This window comes from Klebsiella sp. Shm-1, assembly GCF_040804525.1.
GTDB classification, from domain to species: Bacteria; Pseudomonadota; Gammaproteobacteria; order Enterobacterales; family Enterobacteriaceae; genus Klebsiella; species Klebsiella pneumoniae.
In genome coordinates this window covers 1,278,120-1,296,291 of sequence record NZ_CP161823.1, presented here as the reverse complement: position 1 = coordinate 1,296,291, position 18,172 = coordinate 1,278,120, and the positions used below count along the sequence as shown (strand labels likewise).

The following is an 18,172-nucleotide window of genomic DNA, read 5'->3' as shown; positions in this document are numbered from 1 at the left end:
CACTAAGCAACATCGTCTTAACGACGTTTTTAAAAAAGTCAAAACGGCCCCTGTCTGCCAGGGGCCGTTTCTTAATCACTCACGACAGCGGTAATTAACGCGTAATCGCGTACAGCGTACCGTCTTTCGCCTGGATCAGCAGTCGACCATCGGCAACCACCGGGTCGGTCAGGAAGCCGGAACTATCGACTTTCTGCTGCGCCACAAAATGGCCATCTTCCGGATTAACCCAGTGCATGTAGCCTTCGCTATCGCCGACGACCAGATTGCCATTATACAACACCGGCGCGGTCAGCAAACGGTGCAGCAGATCGCTTTGCGTCCACAGGGTTACACCGCCGTCGGTGGTCAGTGCCAGCAGGCGATCGTTCTGGTCAACCAGGTAGATACGGTTACCATCGACGATGAAATCATTCACCGAACCCAGCTCGCGTTTCCACATAATCTGGCCGCTACGCAGGTCCAGCGCGGTCAGGTTACCGTTATAAGCCAGCGCATAAACCACACCGTTAACGATGATCGGCGTCGTGTCGACGTCGTTCAGGCGGTCAATTTCCGTCGGGCCGGTGGCCGTAGAAATACGCTGCTGCCAAATCATCTGCCCCTGCTGCATCAATACTGCACTGACGCGGCCGTTGTCGCCGCCGACGATCGCCGCGCCGTAGGCGGTCGCAGGCGCAGACTCGCCGCGCAGGGAGAGCGCCGGCATATCGAGGTTAACGGTCCACTTCACGGCCCCATCGGTCTCGTTTAGCGCCTGCAGCTGGCCGTTGCTGGTATGCACCAGCACCATGCCATCGCTCACCACCGGACGCGACAGCGCCTCGCCGGCGACACGGGTTTGCCAGGCCACGGTACCATCGCTGGTATTCAGCGCATAAAGCTGCGCTTTCTCGCTGCCGATATAAACATGGCCGCCAGAGACGGTCACCCCGCCGGAAAGCAGCGCTGGCGTGCGCGAGAACCAGCCATCTTTCTCCGCCAGATTCACCGACCACACCTCTTTGCCGTCGTCGGCGTTCAGCGCTTTGACGGTGCCTTTACGGTCAGCAGCATACACTACGCCGTCGGCAAAGGCCGGATGAAGGTTAGAGTAAAATTCGCCGATACCATCGCCAACCGAGGTGCTCCAGGACGTGGACGGCGTAAACTGGTTTTCTACCGTCGGCAGCGGTGACATTTTCACCACATCTTCTTCGCTATTAAACAGCGAACACCCGCTCAGCAAGGTAACGGAAAGCAGCCCTGGCAACAGTAATTTACGCAATTGCATCGAGTCCCTCTCAGATGGACAAATTATTCATTTTCATACGCATCATTTCGCTGAGCGCAGGAGAAGCATCGCTTTTCACGCCAGCTTCCCACGCCGCACGGGCCCCTTGCTTATCGCCTTTGCTCAACAGAATTTCGCCGCGCAAATCGGCCACAATGGCGGTCCAGCCCTCACCTTTGATGCTGTCGAGGGTTTTCAGCGCCGCATCAGCCTGTTTCATTTGCAGCTGAACGCGGGCCAGACGCATACTGATAACCGATTTCAGATTATCATCAGATGCGGCCGCCAGCCCCTGCTGCAGCTGCTTTTCAGCGTTCGGCAGATCGTTCTGTTCAACAAAATGCTGTGCCAGCTCGAGAGAGGCGAAGGCGCCGTAGGTATTTTTATTGTCAGCCGCGAATTTCTCTGCCCCTGACAGCACTTCTGGCGTATTCGATTTCAGCGCGGAAGTCGCCTTCTCGTAAGCCAGCGACGCGTCTCTGGCCGTATCCTGCTGATGGGAGGTCCAGTAGCGCCAGCCAACCAGCGCGCCAATCCCTAAAATCACCCCGACCGCCAGCGCTTTGCCGTTTTCGGCAAAGAAGCGCTTCAGCGCATCGACCTGATCGTTCTCGTTGTTAAAAGTTTCCACGCAGTCCTTCTCCTGACTAATAATTCCCGGGAGATTAACCCAGAAGTGTGCGCAAATGCGCGGCAACGCTCTCCTGCGTTACGGTAGTTTGCTCACCTGAGCGTAAATCCTTCACTACCACGTTTCCGTCAGCGATCTCCGACTCACCGACCACCAGCGCGACGCGCGCCCCCCACTTGTCAGCGCGGGCGAACTGCTTCTTAAAGTTGCCGCCGCCGTGGTTGGTCATCAGCTTCACGCCGGGCAGCGCATCGCGAACCTGCTCAGCCAGACGCATTGCAGCAGACTGAGTATCGGTCCCGGAGGCTACCAGGTATATATCGACAACAGGATCGCCTTTAAATTCCGGATTCACTGCCTGGACCAGTAAAACAAGACGTTCCAGCCCCATGGCAAAACCCACGCCCGGGGTAGCGCGACCGCCCAGCTGCTCAACCAGGCCGTCGTAACGACCGCCGGCGCAGACGGTGCCCTGGGAACCAAGGCTGGTGGTCACCCACTCGAACACGGTGCGGTTATAGTAATCAAGGCCGCGCACCAGGCGCTGGTTGACGGTGTAGCGGATCCCGGCATCGTCAAGCAACGCGCACAGGCCGGCAAAGTGGGCTTTCGACTCTTCGTCAAGATAATCGCCGAGCGCCGGCGCGTCGTTGAGCAGCGCCTGAACGTCCGGGTTTTTGGAGTCCAGCACCCGCAGCGGGTTGGTATACATCCGGCGTTTACTGTCTTCATCCAGTTTATCGGTAAACTGCTCCAGGTATGCCACCAGCGCGTCGCGGTAGTTGGCGCGCGCTTCCAGCGAACCGATGGAGTTCAGCTCCAGGCTGACGTGTTCGGAGATGCCCAGCTCACGCCACCAGCGCGCGGTCAGCATAATCAGCTCCGCGTCGATGTCCGGGCCCTGCAGGCCAAACACTTCGGCGCCGATCTGGTGGAACTGGCGGTAGCGACCTTTCTGCGGGCGCTCGTGACGGAACATTGGCCCGACGTACCACAGACGCTGTTCTTGATTGTACAGCAGACCATGTTCGATGCCGGCACGTACGCAGCCCGCCGTCCCTTCCGGACGCAGCGTCAGGCTGTCGCCATTGCGGTCTTCGAAGGTATACATCTCTTTTTCAACCACGTCGGTCACTTCGCCGATCGCGCGTTTGAATAACGGGGTCTGCTCTACAATCGGCAAACGGATTTCGCTGTAACCGTAGCTACCGAGCACCTGCTTCAGTGAGCCTTCAATGCGCTGCCAGAGAGCGGTTTCGCCCGGCAGATAATCGTTCATGCCACGGATGGCTTGAATGTTCTTTGCCACGTTTATTCTCTTTATATATACAAAAATGAACCCCGGCGCCTCGCGCCCGCAGGTTCAATCATACACGGGAAGCGTATCGCTTCCCAACACGTTATTTTGCTTCAACCTGTTGAACATCAATCCGACGGGCTTCATCGAGCATCGAGGCTTTGGCGCGGATCCGCGCTTCCAGCTGGTCGATCATGTCGTTGTTGTCCAGGCGATCTTTACGCACGCCGTCTTCATACAGGCCGCTTTTCTTGTTGCCGCCGGTGACGCCAAGGGTGGAGACCAGCGCTTCGCCCGGGCCGTTCACCACGCAACCGATGATCGAAACATCCATCGGGGTGATGATATCTTCCAGACGCTGCTCCAGAGCATTCACCGTACCGATAACGTCAAACTCCTGGCGTGAACAGGTCGGGCAGGCGATAAAGTTAATGCCGCGGGAACGAATACGCAGAGATTTGAGGATATCGAAGCCGACCTTGATCTCTTCCACCGGATCCGCCGCCAGCGAGACGCGCAGCGTATCGCCGATCCCCTCGGACAGCAGTAGTCCCAGACCGATCGCCGATTTTACCGCGCCGCTGCGCGCGCCGCCCGCTTCGGTGATCCCGAGATGCAGCGGCTGATCGATCTGTTTCGCCAGCAGACGATAGGATTCCACCGCCAGGAAGACATCGGAGGCTTTAACGCTGACTTTAAACTGATCGAAGTTCAGACGATCGAGATGATCGACATGACGCATGGCGGATTCGAGCAGCGCCTGCGGCGTCGGCTCGCCATATTTTTCCTGCAGATCTTTTTCCAGCGAGCCGGCGTTGACGCCGATGCGGATCGGGATGTTTTTATCGCGAGCGCAATCTACAACCATGCGGATGCGCTCTTCGTTGCCGATGTTGCCCGGGTTGATACGCAGGCAGTCGACGCCATATTCCGCCACTTTCAGCGCAATACGGTAGTCAAAGTGGATATCGGCGACCAGCGGGACGTTAACCTGCTGTTTGATAAGTTTGAACGCCTCAGCAGCGTCCATCGTCGGAACAGAGACACGGACAATGTCCGCGCCTACGCGCTCTAACGCTTTGATTTGATTTACGGTCGCCGCCACATCGGTGGTGCGCGTATTGGTCATTGACTGAACGGCGATGGGAGCCCCATCGCCAATTGGCACATTACCAACGTAAATACGTTTAGATTTTCTACGTTGAATCGGAGCCTGGTTATGCATGAAAAATCTCCCGCGTTACCCGTCTGTTACTGCGCCGGTGATGATTCGGCATTGAGGGTCAGACGCGCAACCTGGTTAGTTCTGATAAAACGACTTAAATCGACAGGCTTGCCCAGATACTGGATCTGTACCGCGGCCGGGGCGCCAATTTTCAGCTTATACGGCGCCTGACCGCTCAGGTTCAGGTTACCGCCTTTACGCTGCAGGCCGCTGAACAGTTTTTTACCGGTGGCATCGCTCACTTCCAGCCAGCAGTCGGCGGAAAAGTTCATCACCAGATCCTGCGCCGACGCCGCCGGAGTCGTGACGTTCGCCTGATCGGTCGGCAACGGCGAGGCTGGGGTGGTAGCCGGAGCTGCCGGCGTCGTCCCCGCGGTATCGACATTGGCCTGGGAAGGCGCCACGACAGCGTTATTATCCGCTGGCGTCTGGGCCGGCGCGCTGGTGGTCGGTGCGCTGGCGGTATCGGTTGGCGCGCTGTTCGCGGCGCTATCGGCGGTCGGGGCTGCAGGGGCGCTGGTATCCAGCGGCACGTTCTGGCTGTTGGCGTCGCCGCCGTTCAGCTCTGCGGAAGACTGATCGGCCATAGTCGAAATCTCTTCCTGCTGCGCCTTATGGTCTTGCCACCACCAGGCGCCGCTCAGACCGATAACCACAAACAGCACCAGCCAGGTGAAGCTCATCAGCCAGCCGTCGCGCTTTTTGCGGCGCTTGCCTAAAGAGAAACTCTGCATTGGCGCGACTTTCGCCGCGCGGATGGGCGCCTGCTTGGCCATCATCGGCAGCAGCTCGTCTTCTGGAATATGTACGAGGCGAGCGTAGGAGCGGATGTACCCGCGCAGGAAGGTGGAGGCGAGGTCGGCGGGGGCCTTATCGTCTTCAATATCACGAACCGTGGACACCTTCAGGCATAAGCGTTCGGCCACCGCTTGCTGGCTAAGTCCGAGTTGTTCGCGGGCGTGACGCAGACGCGCGCCCGTGGTGTTTGCTTCTTGATGATCTTGAGTGGCTTCAGTATTCATTCGCTACAACTACTGGTACGTGAAATTTAAAGTTCAGCGCGGGAAAAAGCCGGCGCCGCGAGACATCTGTGCTACGTCAGCCTCACAGTATAGGACTGTCAGCCGCGCGATCACAGAGACGAATCAAAATTGAATGCTAAGCGGTTGTTGTGCCGCTACATACTGCCTCAAAGTCGACAAAAACGCACCGTAATTATTAACCGAATCAGCGTATTTCGCCTGGCTATCGGCCATAAATATGACCCGTGCCGCCTGCGCTGCACGGGTCATCATTTGTCAGACCGCTTTTACGTCAATCGCTTCGCCCTGCATCCGCTTACGCAGCGTACGCTTGGTACGGTCAATGACGTCGCCCGCCAGCTGGCCGCAGGCGGCATCGATATCGTCGCCGCGCGTTTTACGCACGATGGTCGTAAAGCCGTACTCCATCAGGACTTTGGAGAAACGGTCGATGCGGCTGTTGGAGCTGCGGCCATACGGCGCGCCCGGGAACGGGTTCCATGGGATCAGGTTGATCTTGCACGGCGTATCTTTCAGCAGCGCCGCCAGCTCATGGGCGTGCTCGGTGCCGTCGTTGACGTGATCCAGCATCACGTACTCGATGGTCACCCGGCCCTGGTTGGCGTTGGACTTCGAAATATAGCCGCGCACCGAGTTGAGGAACGTCTCGATGTTGTACTTTTTGTTGATCGGGACGATTTCGTCGCGAATGGTGTCGTTCGGCGCGTGCAAGGAGATCGCCAGCGCAACGTCGATCATATCGCCGAGTTTATCCAGCGCCGGCACCACGCCGGAGGTAGACAAGGTCACACGACGCTTGGAAAGGCCAAAGCCGAAATCGTCGAGCATGATTTCCATCGCCGGAACGACGTTGTTGAGGTTCAGCAGCGGCTCGCCCATGCCCATCATTACTACGTTGGTAATGGGACGCACGCCGGTGGTCTTCACCGCGCCGACGATCTTCGCCGCGCGCCAGACCTGGCCGATAATTTCGGATACCCGCAGGTTGCGGTTAAAGCCCTGCTGGGCGGTGGAGCAGAATTTGCACTCCAGCGCGCAGCCTACCTGGGAGGAGACGCACAGGGTGGCGCGGTCTTCTTCCGGGATATAGACGGTCTCGACGCGCTGATCGCCAACGGCAATCGCCCATTTAATGGTCCCGTCGGTTGAGCGTTGCTCTTCAACCACTTCCGGGGCGCGGATCTCCGCCACTTCTTTCAGTTTACTGCGCAGGACTTTGTTGATGTCGGTCATCTCATCAAAGTCGTCGCAGCAGTAGTGATACATCCATTTCATCACCTGATCGGCGCGGAAAGGCTTCTCGCCCATGTTTTTGAAAAACTCGCGCATCTGCTGACGGTTTAAATCCAGCAGGTTGATTTTGGCATCTTTGTTCGGCACCGTCAGAGCGGCGGTATCAGGCGTGACAATTTGTTCAGACATAATATTTTCCGGCCTCGTTATTACACGTTATGGCCCCAGGTGGGTTGAAAAAGAAACGCCCCGGAGAGCGACTGCTCGTCCAGGGGCGCTATATTCTACAAATTCTGGCGCATCATTGCCACGTTTGCACAAAGCAATGAAAAAAATCTGTAACTGACTGCTCAATCCTCTAAGGCTTTTCGATTGTCGCAAGGCGGCAAGCAAGTGACAAATTCGTCGGGAACGAATTTGACCAGCCGTAGGCTGGCCTCCGGTGAGAGGCAGGAGCCTCTCATTAATCCCCGGGAGCATAGATAACTATGTGACCGGGGTGAACGCGCGCAGCCAACGCCGCGACGGTCGAAAAGACGAGGTTTGTATCTCCAAAGTATTTCAGGTCACAGCGAGACGGCGAGTTCGCAAATCCCCGGGAGCATAGATAACTATGTGACCGGGGTGCGCGAAGGAAGCCAACAATGCTGTGGCGTGAAAGACGCAGGAGATTAGCGAGTGCGCGGGCAAACCTCGCCTTCAGCAAAGAAGAACGCGATTTCGCGGGCAGCGGATTCTACAGAGTCGGAACCGTGGGTGCCGTTCTCGGTGAAGCTGTCAGCGTAGTCAGCGCGCAGGGTACCCGCCAGGGCGTTTGCCGGATTGGTGGCGCCCAGCAGGTCACGGTGACGCTGTACCGCATTTTCGCCTTCCAGAACGGAAACCACGATCGGGCCGGAGGTCATGAACTCAACCAGACCGTCGAAGAACGGGCGACCTTCGTGCTCAGCATAGAAACCACGAGCCTGTTCAACGGTCAGGTGCAGCATTTTGGTGCCGACGATTTTGAACCCTGCAGCTTCAAAGCGGGAAAAGATGCTGCCAATAACGTTTTTTGCCACCGCGTTTGGTTTGATGATGGAAAAAGTACGTTCAATAGCCATGATTACCTCTAATTAAATGTTCTGTTGTTGCACATACGATTGTATGGCCTGGCGCGCATTATAATGAGCATCCCCGCCCCTGCCTACGGATGAAGGTAACATTTTGTTAAAATAAGATGAGTATTGAAAACACAAACCGCCAACAACAAATTTACCCTGGTTATTGCAGGGTAAAGCTGGCGGCTGCCGTCTGGCCCGCTTCATCCATCACCACCAACTGCCACTCGCCGGGTTTATCCAGCGTTAGCGTGGTTCTTGCGCCGGGGGCCTCTAACGGTTCGCCATTAATAAACCACCAGCGCCGCCCCTCCCCACCGCTGGTTTGTAGCGGCAACATCACCCGCGCCTCACCCGGGAGACGTTTTATCACTGCCCCATCACGGATGCCGGACAGCACCAGCGGCGCGGTATCCTGAGTCTGTAACGGCGGGCATGACTCCGATGCCGGTCCCAGGCGCGCGCGCCGCCTTTCGCTGGCCGGCAGCCAGGGATCCAGCGGCAGCGGCCAGACTTCGACCTGGCTTTCCCGAGCGCCGGGACAATCCGCCGCCACCCGTTCGCCGTGTTCATTGCGCCACACCGGGAAGCGGATCCCGCGTACGCTCTCCTGCCCCGGCAGCAGCAGGGTCGGCGGCTGGCTGGCATCCAAAAGCCAGCTGGCCAGGCGACGACGACAGTTGCTGTCGCCCGCCGGCAGATCCTGCCCGCCAGGCCAGCAGATTGTCCCCTGGCTGACCGTTGCCGGGCGCGGATCGCTCGGCAGCCCGCCGCGGCTCATCGCCGGGCGGGCCAGCAGCAGATTATTGACCTGGTTGAGCAGCGGTACGGCGCTGGCGAAGCCGAACTGGCCCACCACCGGCGTACCGTCCGGGCGCCCGGTCCAGATGCCTATCAGATATCGCGCATTGAGGCCGACCGCCCACGCGTCGCGATAGCCGTAGCTGGTGCCGGTTTTCCACGCCAGCGGCACCGCCTGCGGCAGCGAGGCATCGGGAACCGGTTGCGCTTCGCCGGCCAAAATACGCCGGACGATCCATGCCGCCCCGGGCGACATCAGCGCGCGCTCGGTCAATGGATCGCTCGGCTTCAGGCGCAGCCGCGCCGCCTTGCCATGGCGGGCGAAGGCGCTGTACGCCGCGACAATATCTTCCAGCCGCGCCCCGGCGCCGCCGAGGATTAGCGACAGATTCGGCTCTGCGCCAGCGGGCAGCGTCAGGGGCAGCCCGGCGTTGCGTAAATTAGCCGCAAAGCGTTTTGGTCCATAGGCTTCGAGCACCTGCACCGCCGGCAGATTCAGCGACCGCACCAGCGCCTCGCTGGCGCTCACCGGGCCATGAAACCCGCTGTCGAAATTACCGGGGCGATAATCGCTAAAACGCCGTGGCACATCCTGTAATAGCGATGCCGGGTGAATCAGCCCCTCATCCATCGCCATCGCGTAGATAAAGGGTTTCAGCACCGACCCCGGCGAGCGTACCGCCGAGACCATATCAATATGGCCGAAGCGGCTGTCGTCGGTGATATCCGCCGAGCCCACCCAGCCGCGAACTTTCATATCCGTGTGGTCGACGACGACCATCGCCAGCGAACTGCGCGGCGGCAGGCGCGATTTCCAGTTCAGCGCCAGATCTTCCAGTTGCCGCTGCAGTCCGGCATCCAGAGTCGTCACCACCTTTTCATCACGACTGGTCGCCAGCGCCCGGCGTGAAAAAAGCGGCGCCAGCTGCGGCATCTGGCGCGGAAACAGCCATACTGGCTCCTCCATCGCTTCCTTTACCGCCTGCTCCGGCCAGACGCCCTGGCTGACCATTCGCGTAAGCACTTTATCACGCGCCGCCTGGGCCCGCTGCGGCCAGCGGTCCGGACGTAAACGACTGGGCGCCTGGGGAAGTACCGCCAGCAGCGCCGCCTCGCCGTAGCTAAGCCGGGCAGGCGGCTTACCGAGATAGGCCCAGCTGGCCGCGCCGATCCCCTGCAGGGTGCCGCCAAACGGCGCGCGGTTCAAATAGAGGGTTAGAATGTCGCTTTTTGACAGATGCCACTCCAGCTGCAGCGCTCGCCACAGCTGGCGCAGCTTGCCGCCGAAGGTGCGTGGATGGGGATCAAGCAGGCGTGCCACCTGCATGGTAAGCGTGCTGCCGCCCGAGATAACTCGCCCGGAAGTAAGATCCTGCCAGGCGGCGCGCAGCACCGCGAAGGGATTGACCCCCGGATGGCGCCAGAACCAGCGGTCTTCATAGTGGATGAGCGCCTGCAGATAGCGCGGCGACACGTCGGCGAGCGTGACCGGATAACGCCAGACGCCCTGCGCGTCGGCAAACCGCCACAGCGGCGTCCCGTCTTCCGCCACCACCACACGGGCAGGCGTGACGTCATGCAGCGGCAGCGGCCACAGGCGATCGGCCGCCAGCACCGCCAGCCACAGCAGAAAAATAAACGCCGCCAGCCAGCGCCAGCGGCGTTTTACCCGAGGCAATACGCGCATTTACGGCGTCACGGTGAGCGGACCGCTGGCCGCTCCTGTCGCCCGCCACTGCGGCGCATACATCGATTCCACCTGCGGCTGCGGGACCTGATAAGTGCCCGGCGTCACCGCCCGCGCCAGATAGACCAGCGTCACCGGCTGGCCTTCATTGACAGCGACGGCAGCGACGAAACGGTCATCGCGGAACTCGATATGCTGAATATCCGCCTGCTGCATCTGGTTAAGCAGGTTTTGCACCGCGTCGCCATTCTCCTGCAGGCTGGCGCTGCTGTTGGCCAGATTCTGGTTTTCCAGCTCCAGACCGGCTGGCAACAGATCAACCACCAGCGCGTCAGGCACGTTGCGTTTGGCGGTCACCTCCAGCTTGACGAGCACCAGTTCGCCGCTGCGCAGTGAAGACAGCGATTTCTGCTGCCCCTGGGTATCGAAAATAGTGCGTTCAATCCCCAGGACGTTACCGCCCGGCTGCGGCGCGCTTTGCGGATAGCCGCTGCTGTCGAGGCGCAGCCACAGCGGCTGACTGCCGGTATTACTCACCTGCAGCGCCGCCAGCCGATCGCCGTCGAGATTGCGGGTTTGCGCTTTGTCGCCGGCCAGCGGCTCCGCCTGCAGCGAGGTTTGCGCCTGCCAGCTGCCCGGCAGGTCCGCCAGCGTACGTCCGGCAAGGAACAAGGCGTTGGTTTCCTGGGTCGACAGCCAGCGCTGGCCATAGGCCTCTTCCGACAGCGTGCTCAACAGCTGAGTTTGCACCTCCGGCAGCAGCTTATTCTCTTCCAGCAGCGCCAGCTTCAGGGCGGCGTCGCCGCGCGGCGCATCGCCCATGGTTTTCAGCGCAATGCCGAGCTGCAGCAGCGGCAAGCCGGATCGCGCCTGGTCGTGACGGCTCCAGATTTCACGCAAGGCGCCGAGCGGCGCTTTTTGCTGACGCGCCAGCACCAGCGCGGCATAGGCCTGAGCGGCAAAGCGGCTGGCCTGGGCGTCGTCGCTGTAGCGCACGGTCATCAGGCCTGGCTCCTGCAGATAGCGCAGCAGGCGCTCGTTGCCTTTATTAATGGCGTTGACCGGTACGCTATAGCCCTGCTCGCTGGCGCGCACGAGGAAGTCCATGGCGTAGGCGGTCAGCCAGTACTCTTCCGGCCCCTCTCTATCCCATAGCGCAAAGCCGCCGTTTTCCAGCTGCATCTGCAGCAGGCGTGAAATACCGACATCGATGGCCGCGCGGCGTTTTTCGTCGCTGTCCCCGCTAATGCCCAGCGCCTTTAGCTGCGCCGCGCTGGTATACAGGGACGGGAACAGGCCGCTGGCGGTCTGCTCAAGGCAGCCGTAAGGATAGGCTTTCAGCTCGCGGATATAGCGGGCGAGATTCAACGGTGGTTTACCGCTGAGCAGCAGTTGGCCCTGCAGCGTTTGCGGGGCAAAGCCCTGGCTCTGCGCCGCCGGCGGCTGCCAGCTTTCACCTGGCTGCAGCACTGCGCCGCTGTTGACGGTCTGTGCCGGGTACGCCGGACGCACGCCGATTTTCCATTGTTTTTGCAGCGGGGTGAAGGTTTCGCCCGGCAGGCTCAGGCCGCTGATGGTGGCATTAACCTGACCATCGCCGAAGCCCGCCAGCGCGCTCACTGGTATAAACAGCGTGCTGCGCGCCCCCGGCGCCAGCTGTACCGGCGGCAGTTGGCCATCGGTCAAGGTCACCAGCCCGCTGGCGGTAAGATGTACCTGCAGGGTTTGCGGTTTATCGGTCAGATTGCTGAGATCCAGCGCCAGCCGTGTAGTATCGCCGCTGGCGAGGAAGCGCGGAGTGTTCAGCTCGGCGATGACCGGGGCGGCCACCACCACTTTATCTTCGCTGCTGCCGAAGTCATCCGCCGTCCACGCCTGGGCCATCACCCGCAGCTCGCCGTTAAAATCGCCAATGGGTAACGTCACCGTGCCTTCGCCCTGATCGTTCAATACCACCGGCTGCGCCTGCTGGGCGACGATCGTCACGTGGTTGACCGGCGGTTTGCCGCCGCGTTTTAACTCGTCGCCATCGCCGCCGAAGCGCAGGCTGGCCACCCGTCCCTGCCCTTCGATCACCTGGCCGTAGATGTCATAGATATCTGCGCCGTAACGCTTCTGGCCAAAGAAGGCGTTCCACGGATCTGGGGTAGCGTAATCGGTGATATTCAGTACCCCGCTATCCACCGCCGAGAGCAGGACATTGACCTGTTTCGGCGCCTCGCCCTCTTTGACGCTGGCTTTCACTTTCACCGTCAGCGGCTGGTTGGGGCGCATTTTGTCCGGGGCCTCCAGCGCCAGCGTCAGGCGACGGTTTTCATCGCCCAGCGGCAGATGCAGCAGGCCCACCGCGCGTTTCGGCGTTGCCGAGCGCGATTTATCGCCGGGACGAACCACCAGCGTGCTAAGGTAGAGGTCGTGGCGATTCCAGGTTTTATCCACCGGGATCGACAGGTCCATCCCCTCCGCCGGGACGTCAATTTCCTGCCACCACAGCGGCCCTTCGCTGGATTCCACCATTGCGTAGCCTTTACCCGCCGCCGGGGCGGCGATGTGCAGCCTGATGGTGTCGCCCGGTTTATAGCTCGGTTTATCCAGCTTCATGGTGACCCGGTCAGGACGCGCCGCGCCGGCGCCTTCGCTGTTATCCTGCCAGCTGTAGCCCGCCCAGAAGCGCACGCTGCTGACCACGTCGTCCGGTCCTTTCACCTCCAGGCGATAGGATCCCCACTCCACCGGGAAGCTCACTTTGCCGATCTGGCCGGCCTGCAGGTCTAGCGACTCCTCGCCCTCCTGCAGATCTTTTTGATCGAACTGCGACTGCCAGCCTTCGCTGTCGGACCAGTTCCAGTAGTAGTCGCGCCGCTCGCGGATCAGCCGCACCTGGAGACCGGAGATCGCTTTTTTCTCGCCTTTGACGTCGGCATAGACGATATCAAACGCGGCGTTACTGTTTTCATCCACCACCGGCTGTTTCACGGTGGTATCGGTGCGGTAATCGTAAACGTCCTTCAGCGTAAATTGCGGGCGGATCCCCGGCAGCGCCTCGGCGGGCCAGATCGGCTGCTTAACCGTACGGGTCACCGGGCGACCGCCGGATTCCAGCAGGCTGGCCTGCAGCACCACCTGCAGCGGCGAATGGCTATCCTGCCACTGGCTTGAGGTGGTCACTTCGCCATGGCCTTTTTCGTCCAGCGTCAGCTGGACTTCATCCAGACTACGGGAGAGGTTTTCTTCCGCAATATCGCCGAACTGGAAGCCCGGCAGCGCAGCGACGGCGTCGCGCAGCGGGCGCAGGAACAGCTTGCCCTGCAGCTGGTTGCCGCTGGCCGGCGCGCCGTAGAGATAAGCGCCGCTAACGCCAAAGGTGACGTCGGCATCCGGCGCGACTGGCGCGGCCTGCGGCGTCAGGTTCAGGGCCATGCGTTCCGGCATAAAGTCTTCAACGTGGAAATCCCATTCGCGCGGCTGATTGTCGCCGGCGCTGGCGCGAATGTGCCACATGCCGGTAGCCGCGCCGCTGTCGAGCGGATAAGTAAACTGGTACAGGCCATTCACTGGTTTGCTCATCACCGAGCGGATCACTTGGCCGTCCGGCTGAACCACCTCCAGTTTCACCGGCTGCTCCGCCAGCGGCTTGCCGTCGCTATCGCGCAACAGCGCATTAAGGATCACCGTTTCGCCGGGACGATAGAGATCGCGCGGGCCAAACATAAAGAACTGTTTGCTAAAGCCGGGCGCGCCTGCGATAGAGAATTCCGCCAGATCCAGCGCCGGCAGCTTGAGGTCGAGGAGCGTGGTCTGCCCCTCTTTGCGCGCCAGCAGCAGCGCGGCTTCTTTATCGGTTTGCAGGGTGACGTGGCCCTGGCTGTCGCTTTTCGCTTCCGCCAGGGTCTGCCCTTTGGCATTGAGCAACTGCACCTCAATGCCCGACTGGGCGGCGCCGTTTTCCAGACTCTGGGTAAAAACGTCCAGCCGGTTATGGTAGCGATGCGCCGAGACGCCGATATCGCTGAGGGTAAACAGCGTCGCCGCGTTGCTGTAGCTATAACGGCCCGCCGGGTTCATGACCGCCACGTAGACGCCAGGCTGCTGGAGCGGCTTGATGTCGCTCAGCGGCAGCAGCAGCTTTTCGCGAGTATTACGCGCCGGGTTGAGATCGAAGCGGCCGCTGTAGACCAGATCCGCCATCTTCAGCAGTTCATCAGATTCCCAGTTGCTTAACGAGTTACGGTATTCCCACTGACTGACAAAGGCGGAGAGCGATTCCGGCTTAATGCGGAAGAAATTAACGTCGACATTATCGACGTTAAGCGCCATCACCGGCAGCCCGGCGACCACGTTGCCCGGCAGCAGCGAGCCGCGGCTGGCAAACCCAACGCTCGGTGCGATATCGCGAGTGGTCAGGGTCTTCTCAAACGGTTTGTCGAGCGTCGCCTTGTTCAGGGCGGTCAGCGTCGGGTCGACCGAGACAATCAGCTCGCGCTTTGGCTCAAGGTGACGCAGACGCAGCTCTTTCAGATTCGGCGCCAGCTCCCAGGCACCGTCCACCTTACCGCTTTTCTTGTCGACCAGATGCACGCTGCGCGAGAAATCCTGGTCCGGCTGCAGCGGGACGGAAAACGTCAGCACCAGGGTCGCGGCGCCATCCAGTTGCACCTCCGAGGCGTCGAGGAGCGTCAGCGCTTTACCCTGGCTTTTTTCCGCCAGCGCCGCCAGCTGGGCGCGGTCCGGTTTTGCCGTCGCGCCTGGGTTGCTATCCGCGGCTGGCGCCGGGGCCGAGGCCTGCGGTGTACCGCTGTCATCACACCCGGTTAATGAAAATGCGGTAAGGAGCGCCAGTGATAGCGCCGCTAAACGAAATGGTTTCATCCTTCTAACCCCTCGGCCGATGAGCCTGATGCAATTTGTCACATTTATTATGCGTTATGGCGGCGCTTCTCAACAGTGACGAAGCGGGTTTCTGCCGATTAATCAGAAAAGTGCCGTGACGCCGTCCCCACTCTGGCGTCCTTAACTTGTCAGCACCAGCTAAAACGCCGACAATTCAGTCATGAATAATAAAACGGAGGCACCTATGTCCACCTCGTTTTTTGTCGCTGCCGACTGGCTGGCAGAACATATTGATGACCCGGAAATTCAGATTATCGACGCCCGCATGGCGCCCGCCGGGCAGGAGGCCCTGCGGGATATGGCCGCGGAATACCGCGCCGGCCATGTGCCGAACGCGCTGTTTTTCGATATCGAGGCGCTATCCGACCACACCAGTCCGCTGCCGCATATGATGCCGCGGGCCGAAGCGTTTGCCGTCGCCATGCGCGAACTGGGCGTCTGCAGCGATAAGCATCTGGTGGTCTATGACGAAGGCAATCTGTTTTCCGCCCCGCGCGCGTGGTGGATGCTGCGCACCTTTGGCGTAGAGAAGGTGTCAATTCTGGCCGGCGGACTGGAGGGCTGGCGGCGCGACGAACTGCCGCTGGAACAAGGGATGCCGGAGGTGGCCGAAGGGGAATTCGACGTGCGGTTCGATCCTCAGCAAATTAAGCGTCTGACCGACGTCCTGTTGGTCAGCCATGAAGGATCGGCGCAGATTGTCGATGCCCGTCCGGCGGCCCGGTTTAACGGCCAGGCCGACGAACCGCGCCCGGGCCTGCGCCGCGGGCATATCCCCGGCGCGCTGAACGTACCGTGGACGGTTCTGGTGATTAACGGCGAACTGAAAACCGTTGACGAGCTGAACGATATCTTTTTACGTCAGGGTGTCGATTTTGAACGGCCGATCATCGCCAGCTGCGGCTCGGGGGTGACGGCGGCGGTGGTCGTGCTGGCGCTCACCACGCTTGGCGTGAACGGCGTCTGCCTGTATGACGGCTCCTGGAGCGAATGGGGCGCGCGGAGCGATCTGCCGATTGAACCGGCCCCTGCCGCTCCGTAAACACGGCGTGACCGCGGGCCTCCCGTCCCGCGGTCACTAAATAATTTCTGATTTTCCCTCTCCCTTCCTTCTGCTTCTCGCTAAACCGGTTACTCTGTGCTGCCGCAGGGCTTGTACCTGTCGAGTTCGCTTTGCCTGATGAGGAGGCAGAGCACTGGTACAGAATTCCTCAGGGCTGATAGCGCATCCAGTCCATCCCAATCTGATGTCACCACAAGGAGTGAAAATGGCATTAGTCTCTAACCCACATTCGGCTTATTCACCGCGCCTTCCCTGGCTGGGAGGTATAGCTGGCCTGCTGGCAGGCGGCGCGATCCTTTATTTTTGGCCGCAATGGAACCGGACATGGCTAAGCCTGGTGCCTGCGCCAGTCTCCGTGTATACCCGCTTTCTCGGGGTCACTCTCGAAGACGTTCCGTTAGTCACCTATTGCCATCAGGCGCTGCTGGGTTTTCTGATGGTGCTGCTCGCGCCCGGTTACGGTAAGTCGACCCTTGCCGCGTGGATGATGCATAACCCAGCGTCAAGCCGACGCTGGCCCGGCGAGGTATTCCGTGCCTGGGTCACAAAATTTGGCCTGCTGGTCATGGTCTTTTGCAATCTGTTCTTTTTGTCCCGGGTCCCATCCGGAACCCTGGCGTTATACATTTTTATTCTCCAGCACATCAGCGTTGCCGCGGCGGTGGCGTCAGGGGTGCTGCTCCTGCGTGACGCCCGGCGCCTGGCCCGCACGTTCGACGCTCAGCTGGCGGACCTGCGTCTTCTCATGATACTTACCCTCGGGTTCCAGACGATTTTGCCGGCGCAGATCGCGCTGATGAGCGCCCGGGGCGTGAATACGCCGCTGGGCTGGTACATTGTTATCGCGCAAATGGCAGGGGTGTTACTGGCGTTTATGCTGGTCGGCGGGCTGGTGGCAGCGCTACGTTCTCTGCTGGGCGAAGAGAGGTGCCGGGCCTGGCGCGGGGATATGGCGCTCTTCAACGGCATTGTCACACTGTGCGTGACGGGATTTCTCCTCTATCACATGGTGTCTGCCTATCCGCGAATCTTTGCCGCCCTGCATTAGCTTTTGCCACCCCGCTTTTGTGCCTCGAACTGGAAGCAGAAAGAAACAGCGGGGGCTGCCGCCCCCGCTGTCAGATGATGCGGTTCTGCTTAAAATCGCGCAGGAAGCTGCCCCAGCGCTTTTCATAGAACGGCGTGATATGGGCAATCATAAAGTGGCTGATGCCCTTCTCGCCTTCCACCACCTGGCAAATATCGATCGGTTCGTCGCCTGGCAAGGTATCGGTGGCCACGCTGCCGGTGGTCTGGATAATGGCTTCAATATCTCCTTCCGCTTCAATCCCGATCAATAAGTTTGCCGGCGCGTCGGCGCGCTCTTTAATCGAGCACAGAAACGCCCGCTTGACGGTCTTCAGCGTTTTGAACAACGTGGTCAGCGAATCGACCATCTGCGCCGGCGGTTCGGCGACTTCAGACAGCAGCAGCGCTTCGCCGCCTTCCAGTACCGTCTGGGTGCTCAGTGGGCTGCCTTCTTCGCCTAACAGATGGCTGATTTCCCGTGGGGTGAACTCTTTGCCGCTCGGCAGCTTCGGGTTGAGGAATAACGATTCGCCCAGCGTCATCGCCATCAGCGTGCGGGCCGGCATCATCACGAAGGCCTGTTCATCCGCCACCGCCTGCTGCAGCGCCTCCAGCGAGGTAAAGAATGGGATCACCGAGGTACCGTCGTCTTTTTCCCAATGCTGCAGATCCAGCGCGCTATCTTCGACAATCTGCTCGCCATCGGCTGCCCTGCCCGGCACCCAGACGGTGGCCTCCAGCAGCGCGCTGAAAAATGCCGGACGATGGGCGGGCTCAGTCGCCGCTTTTTCCAGCAGGGTTTCTAATTCATTTTTTGTATCTGACATAGTTTGGCTACTTCACAATGAATTGCCCGGCGGC

Annotated in this window: 12 protein-coding genes; 2 read left to right on the top strand and 10 right to left on the bottom strand. The window is 60.2% G+C overall.

Annotated elements, in window-relative coordinates:
* Positions 1 to 94 precede the first annotated feature (94 nt).
* The 9 genes from bamB to AB1E37_RS06320 all read right to left on the bottom strand — a co-directional run bounded on the left by bamB (position 95) and on the right by AB1E37_RS06320 (position 15,159).
* Positions 95 to 1,273, bottom strand: coding sequence for an outer membrane protein assembly factor BamB (gene bamB, locus AB1E37_RS06360; protein ID WP_002913889.1), 1,179 nt, complete (start codon positions 1,271 to 1,273; stop codon positions 95 to 97).
* 10 nt (positions 1,274 to 1,283) lie between these two features.
* On the bottom strand, positions 1,284 to 1,904 hold the full coding sequence (locus tag AB1E37_RS06355) for a YfgM family protein (protein WP_002913890.1): 621 nt from the start codon (positions 1,902 to 1,904) through the stop codon (positions 1,284 to 1,286).
* A gap of 34 nt (positions 1,905 to 1,938) precedes the next feature.
* A complete protein-coding gene (hisS, locus tag AB1E37_RS06350) occupies positions 1,939 to 3,213 on the bottom strand; it encodes a histidine--tRNA ligase (protein WP_284302442.1) in 1,275 nt (424 codons plus the stop codon).
* Positions 3,214 to 3,304: 91 nt separating this feature from the next.
* The gene (ispG, locus tag AB1E37_RS06345; protein WP_002913892.1) at positions 3,305 to 4,426 is read right to left on the bottom strand and encodes a flavodoxin-dependent (E)-4-hydroxy-3-methylbut-2-enyl-diphosphate synthase; all 1,122 of its coding nucleotides are present in this window, start codon (positions 4,424 to 4,426) and stop codon (positions 3,305 to 3,307) included.
* 26 nt (positions 4,427 to 4,452) lie between these two features.
* Entirely contained in the window at positions 4,453 to 5,448 is a 996-nt protein-coding gene (gene rodZ, locus AB1E37_RS06340; RefSeq protein ID WP_004149336.1) for a cytoskeleton protein RodZ, read from the bottom strand.
* Between the two features lie 276 nt (positions 5,449 to 5,724).
* Positions 5,725 to 6,891, bottom strand: a complete 1,167-nt coding sequence (locus AB1E37_RS06335) for a bifunctional tRNA (adenosine(37)-C2)-methyltransferase TrmG/ribosomal RNA large subunit methyltransferase RlmN (RefSeq protein ID WP_002913894.1) — start codon at positions 6,889 to 6,891, stop codon at positions 5,725 to 5,727.
* Between the two features lie 482 nt (positions 6,892 to 7,373).
* Complete coding sequence (gene ndk / locus AB1E37_RS06330) at positions 7,374 to 7,805, bottom strand: nucleoside-diphosphate kinase (protein ID WP_004144312.1); 432 nt, start codon at positions 7,803 to 7,805, stop codon at positions 7,374 to 7,376.
* Positions 7,806 to 7,965: 160 nt separating this feature from the next.
* A complete protein-coding gene (pbpC, locus tag AB1E37_RS06325) occupies positions 7,966 to 10,290 on the bottom strand; it encodes a peptidoglycan glycosyltransferase PbpC (protein WP_032447894.1) in 2,325 nt (774 codons plus the stop codon).
* Positions 10,291 to 15,159 carry an alpha-2-macroglobulin gene (locus tag AB1E37_RS06320; protein ID WP_367777033.1) on the bottom strand — a complete coding sequence of 1,623 codons (4,869 nt, stop codon included), beginning with the start codon at positions 15,157 to 15,159 and terminating at the stop codon, positions 10,291 to 10,293. It abuts the gene before it with no gap.
* Between the two features lie 205 nt (positions 15,160 to 15,364).
* On the opposite strand from AB1E37_RS06320, the gene sseA reads away from it, so the two are divergent.
* Both sseA and AB1E37_RS06310 read left to right on the top strand, forming a co-directional pair.
* Complete coding sequence (gene sseA, locus AB1E37_RS06315; RefSeq protein ID WP_032447897.1) at positions 15,365 to 16,222, top strand: 3-mercaptopyruvate sulfurtransferase; 858 nt, start codon at positions 15,365 to 15,367, stop codon at positions 16,220 to 16,222.
* A gap of 226 nt (positions 16,223 to 16,448) precedes the next feature.
* On the top strand, positions 16,449 to 17,291 hold the full coding sequence (locus AB1E37_RS06310) for a hypothetical protein (RefSeq protein ID WP_004174837.1): 843 nt from the start codon (positions 16,449 to 16,451) through the stop codon (positions 17,289 to 17,291).
* A 70-nt stretch (positions 17,292 to 17,361) separates the two neighbouring features.
* On the opposite strand, the gene sseB is transcribed toward AB1E37_RS06310, so the two are convergent.
* Positions 17,362 to 18,138: an enhanced serine sensitivity protein SseB gene (gene sseB, locus AB1E37_RS06305; RefSeq protein WP_002913952.1), complete on the bottom strand. Its 777-nt coding sequence runs from the start codon at positions 18,136 to 18,138 to the stop codon at positions 17,362 to 17,364.
* Between the last annotated feature and the right edge of the window lie 34 nt (positions 18,139 to 18,172).

Excerpts from the sequence above, each read along its gene's own strand:
- bamB (WP_002913889.1), bottom strand. The coding sequence starts at position 1,273 with ATGCAATTGCGTAAATTACTGTTGCCAGGGCTGCTTTCCGTTACCTTG.
- ispG (WP_002913892.1), bottom strand. The coding sequence starts at position 4,426 with ATGCATAACCAGGCTCCGATTCAACGTAGAAAATCTAAACGTATTTAC.
- rodZ (WP_004149336.1), bottom strand. The coding sequence starts at position 5,448 with ATGAATACTGAAGCCACTCAAGATCATCAAGAAGCAAACACCACGGGC.
- AB1E37_RS06335 (WP_002913894.1), bottom strand. The coding sequence starts at position 6,891 with ATGTCTGAACAAATTGTCACGCCTGATACCGCCGCTCTGACGGTGCCG.
- ndk (WP_004144312.1), bottom strand. The coding sequence starts at position 7,805 with ATGGCTATTGAACGTACTTTTTCCATCATCAAACCAAACGCGGTGGCA.
- pbpC (WP_032447894.1), bottom strand. The coding sequence starts at position 10,290 with ATGCGCGTATTGCCTCGGGTAAAACGCCGCTGGCGCTGGCTGGCGGCG.
- AB1E37_RS06320 (WP_367777033.1), bottom strand. The coding sequence starts at position 15,159 with ATGAAACCATTTCGTTTAGCGGCGCTATCACTGGCGCTCCTTACCGCA.
- sseA (WP_032447897.1), top strand. The coding sequence starts at position 15,365 with ATGTCCACCTCGTTTTTTGTCGCTGCCGACTGGCTGGCAGAACATATT.
- AB1E37_RS06310 (WP_004174837.1), top strand. The coding sequence starts at position 16,449 with ATGGCATTAGTCTCTAACCCACATTCGGCTTATTCACCGCGCCTTCCC.
- sseB (WP_002913952.1), bottom strand. The coding sequence starts at position 18,138 with ATGTCAGATACAAAAAATGAATTAGAAACCCTGCTGGAAAAAGCGGCG.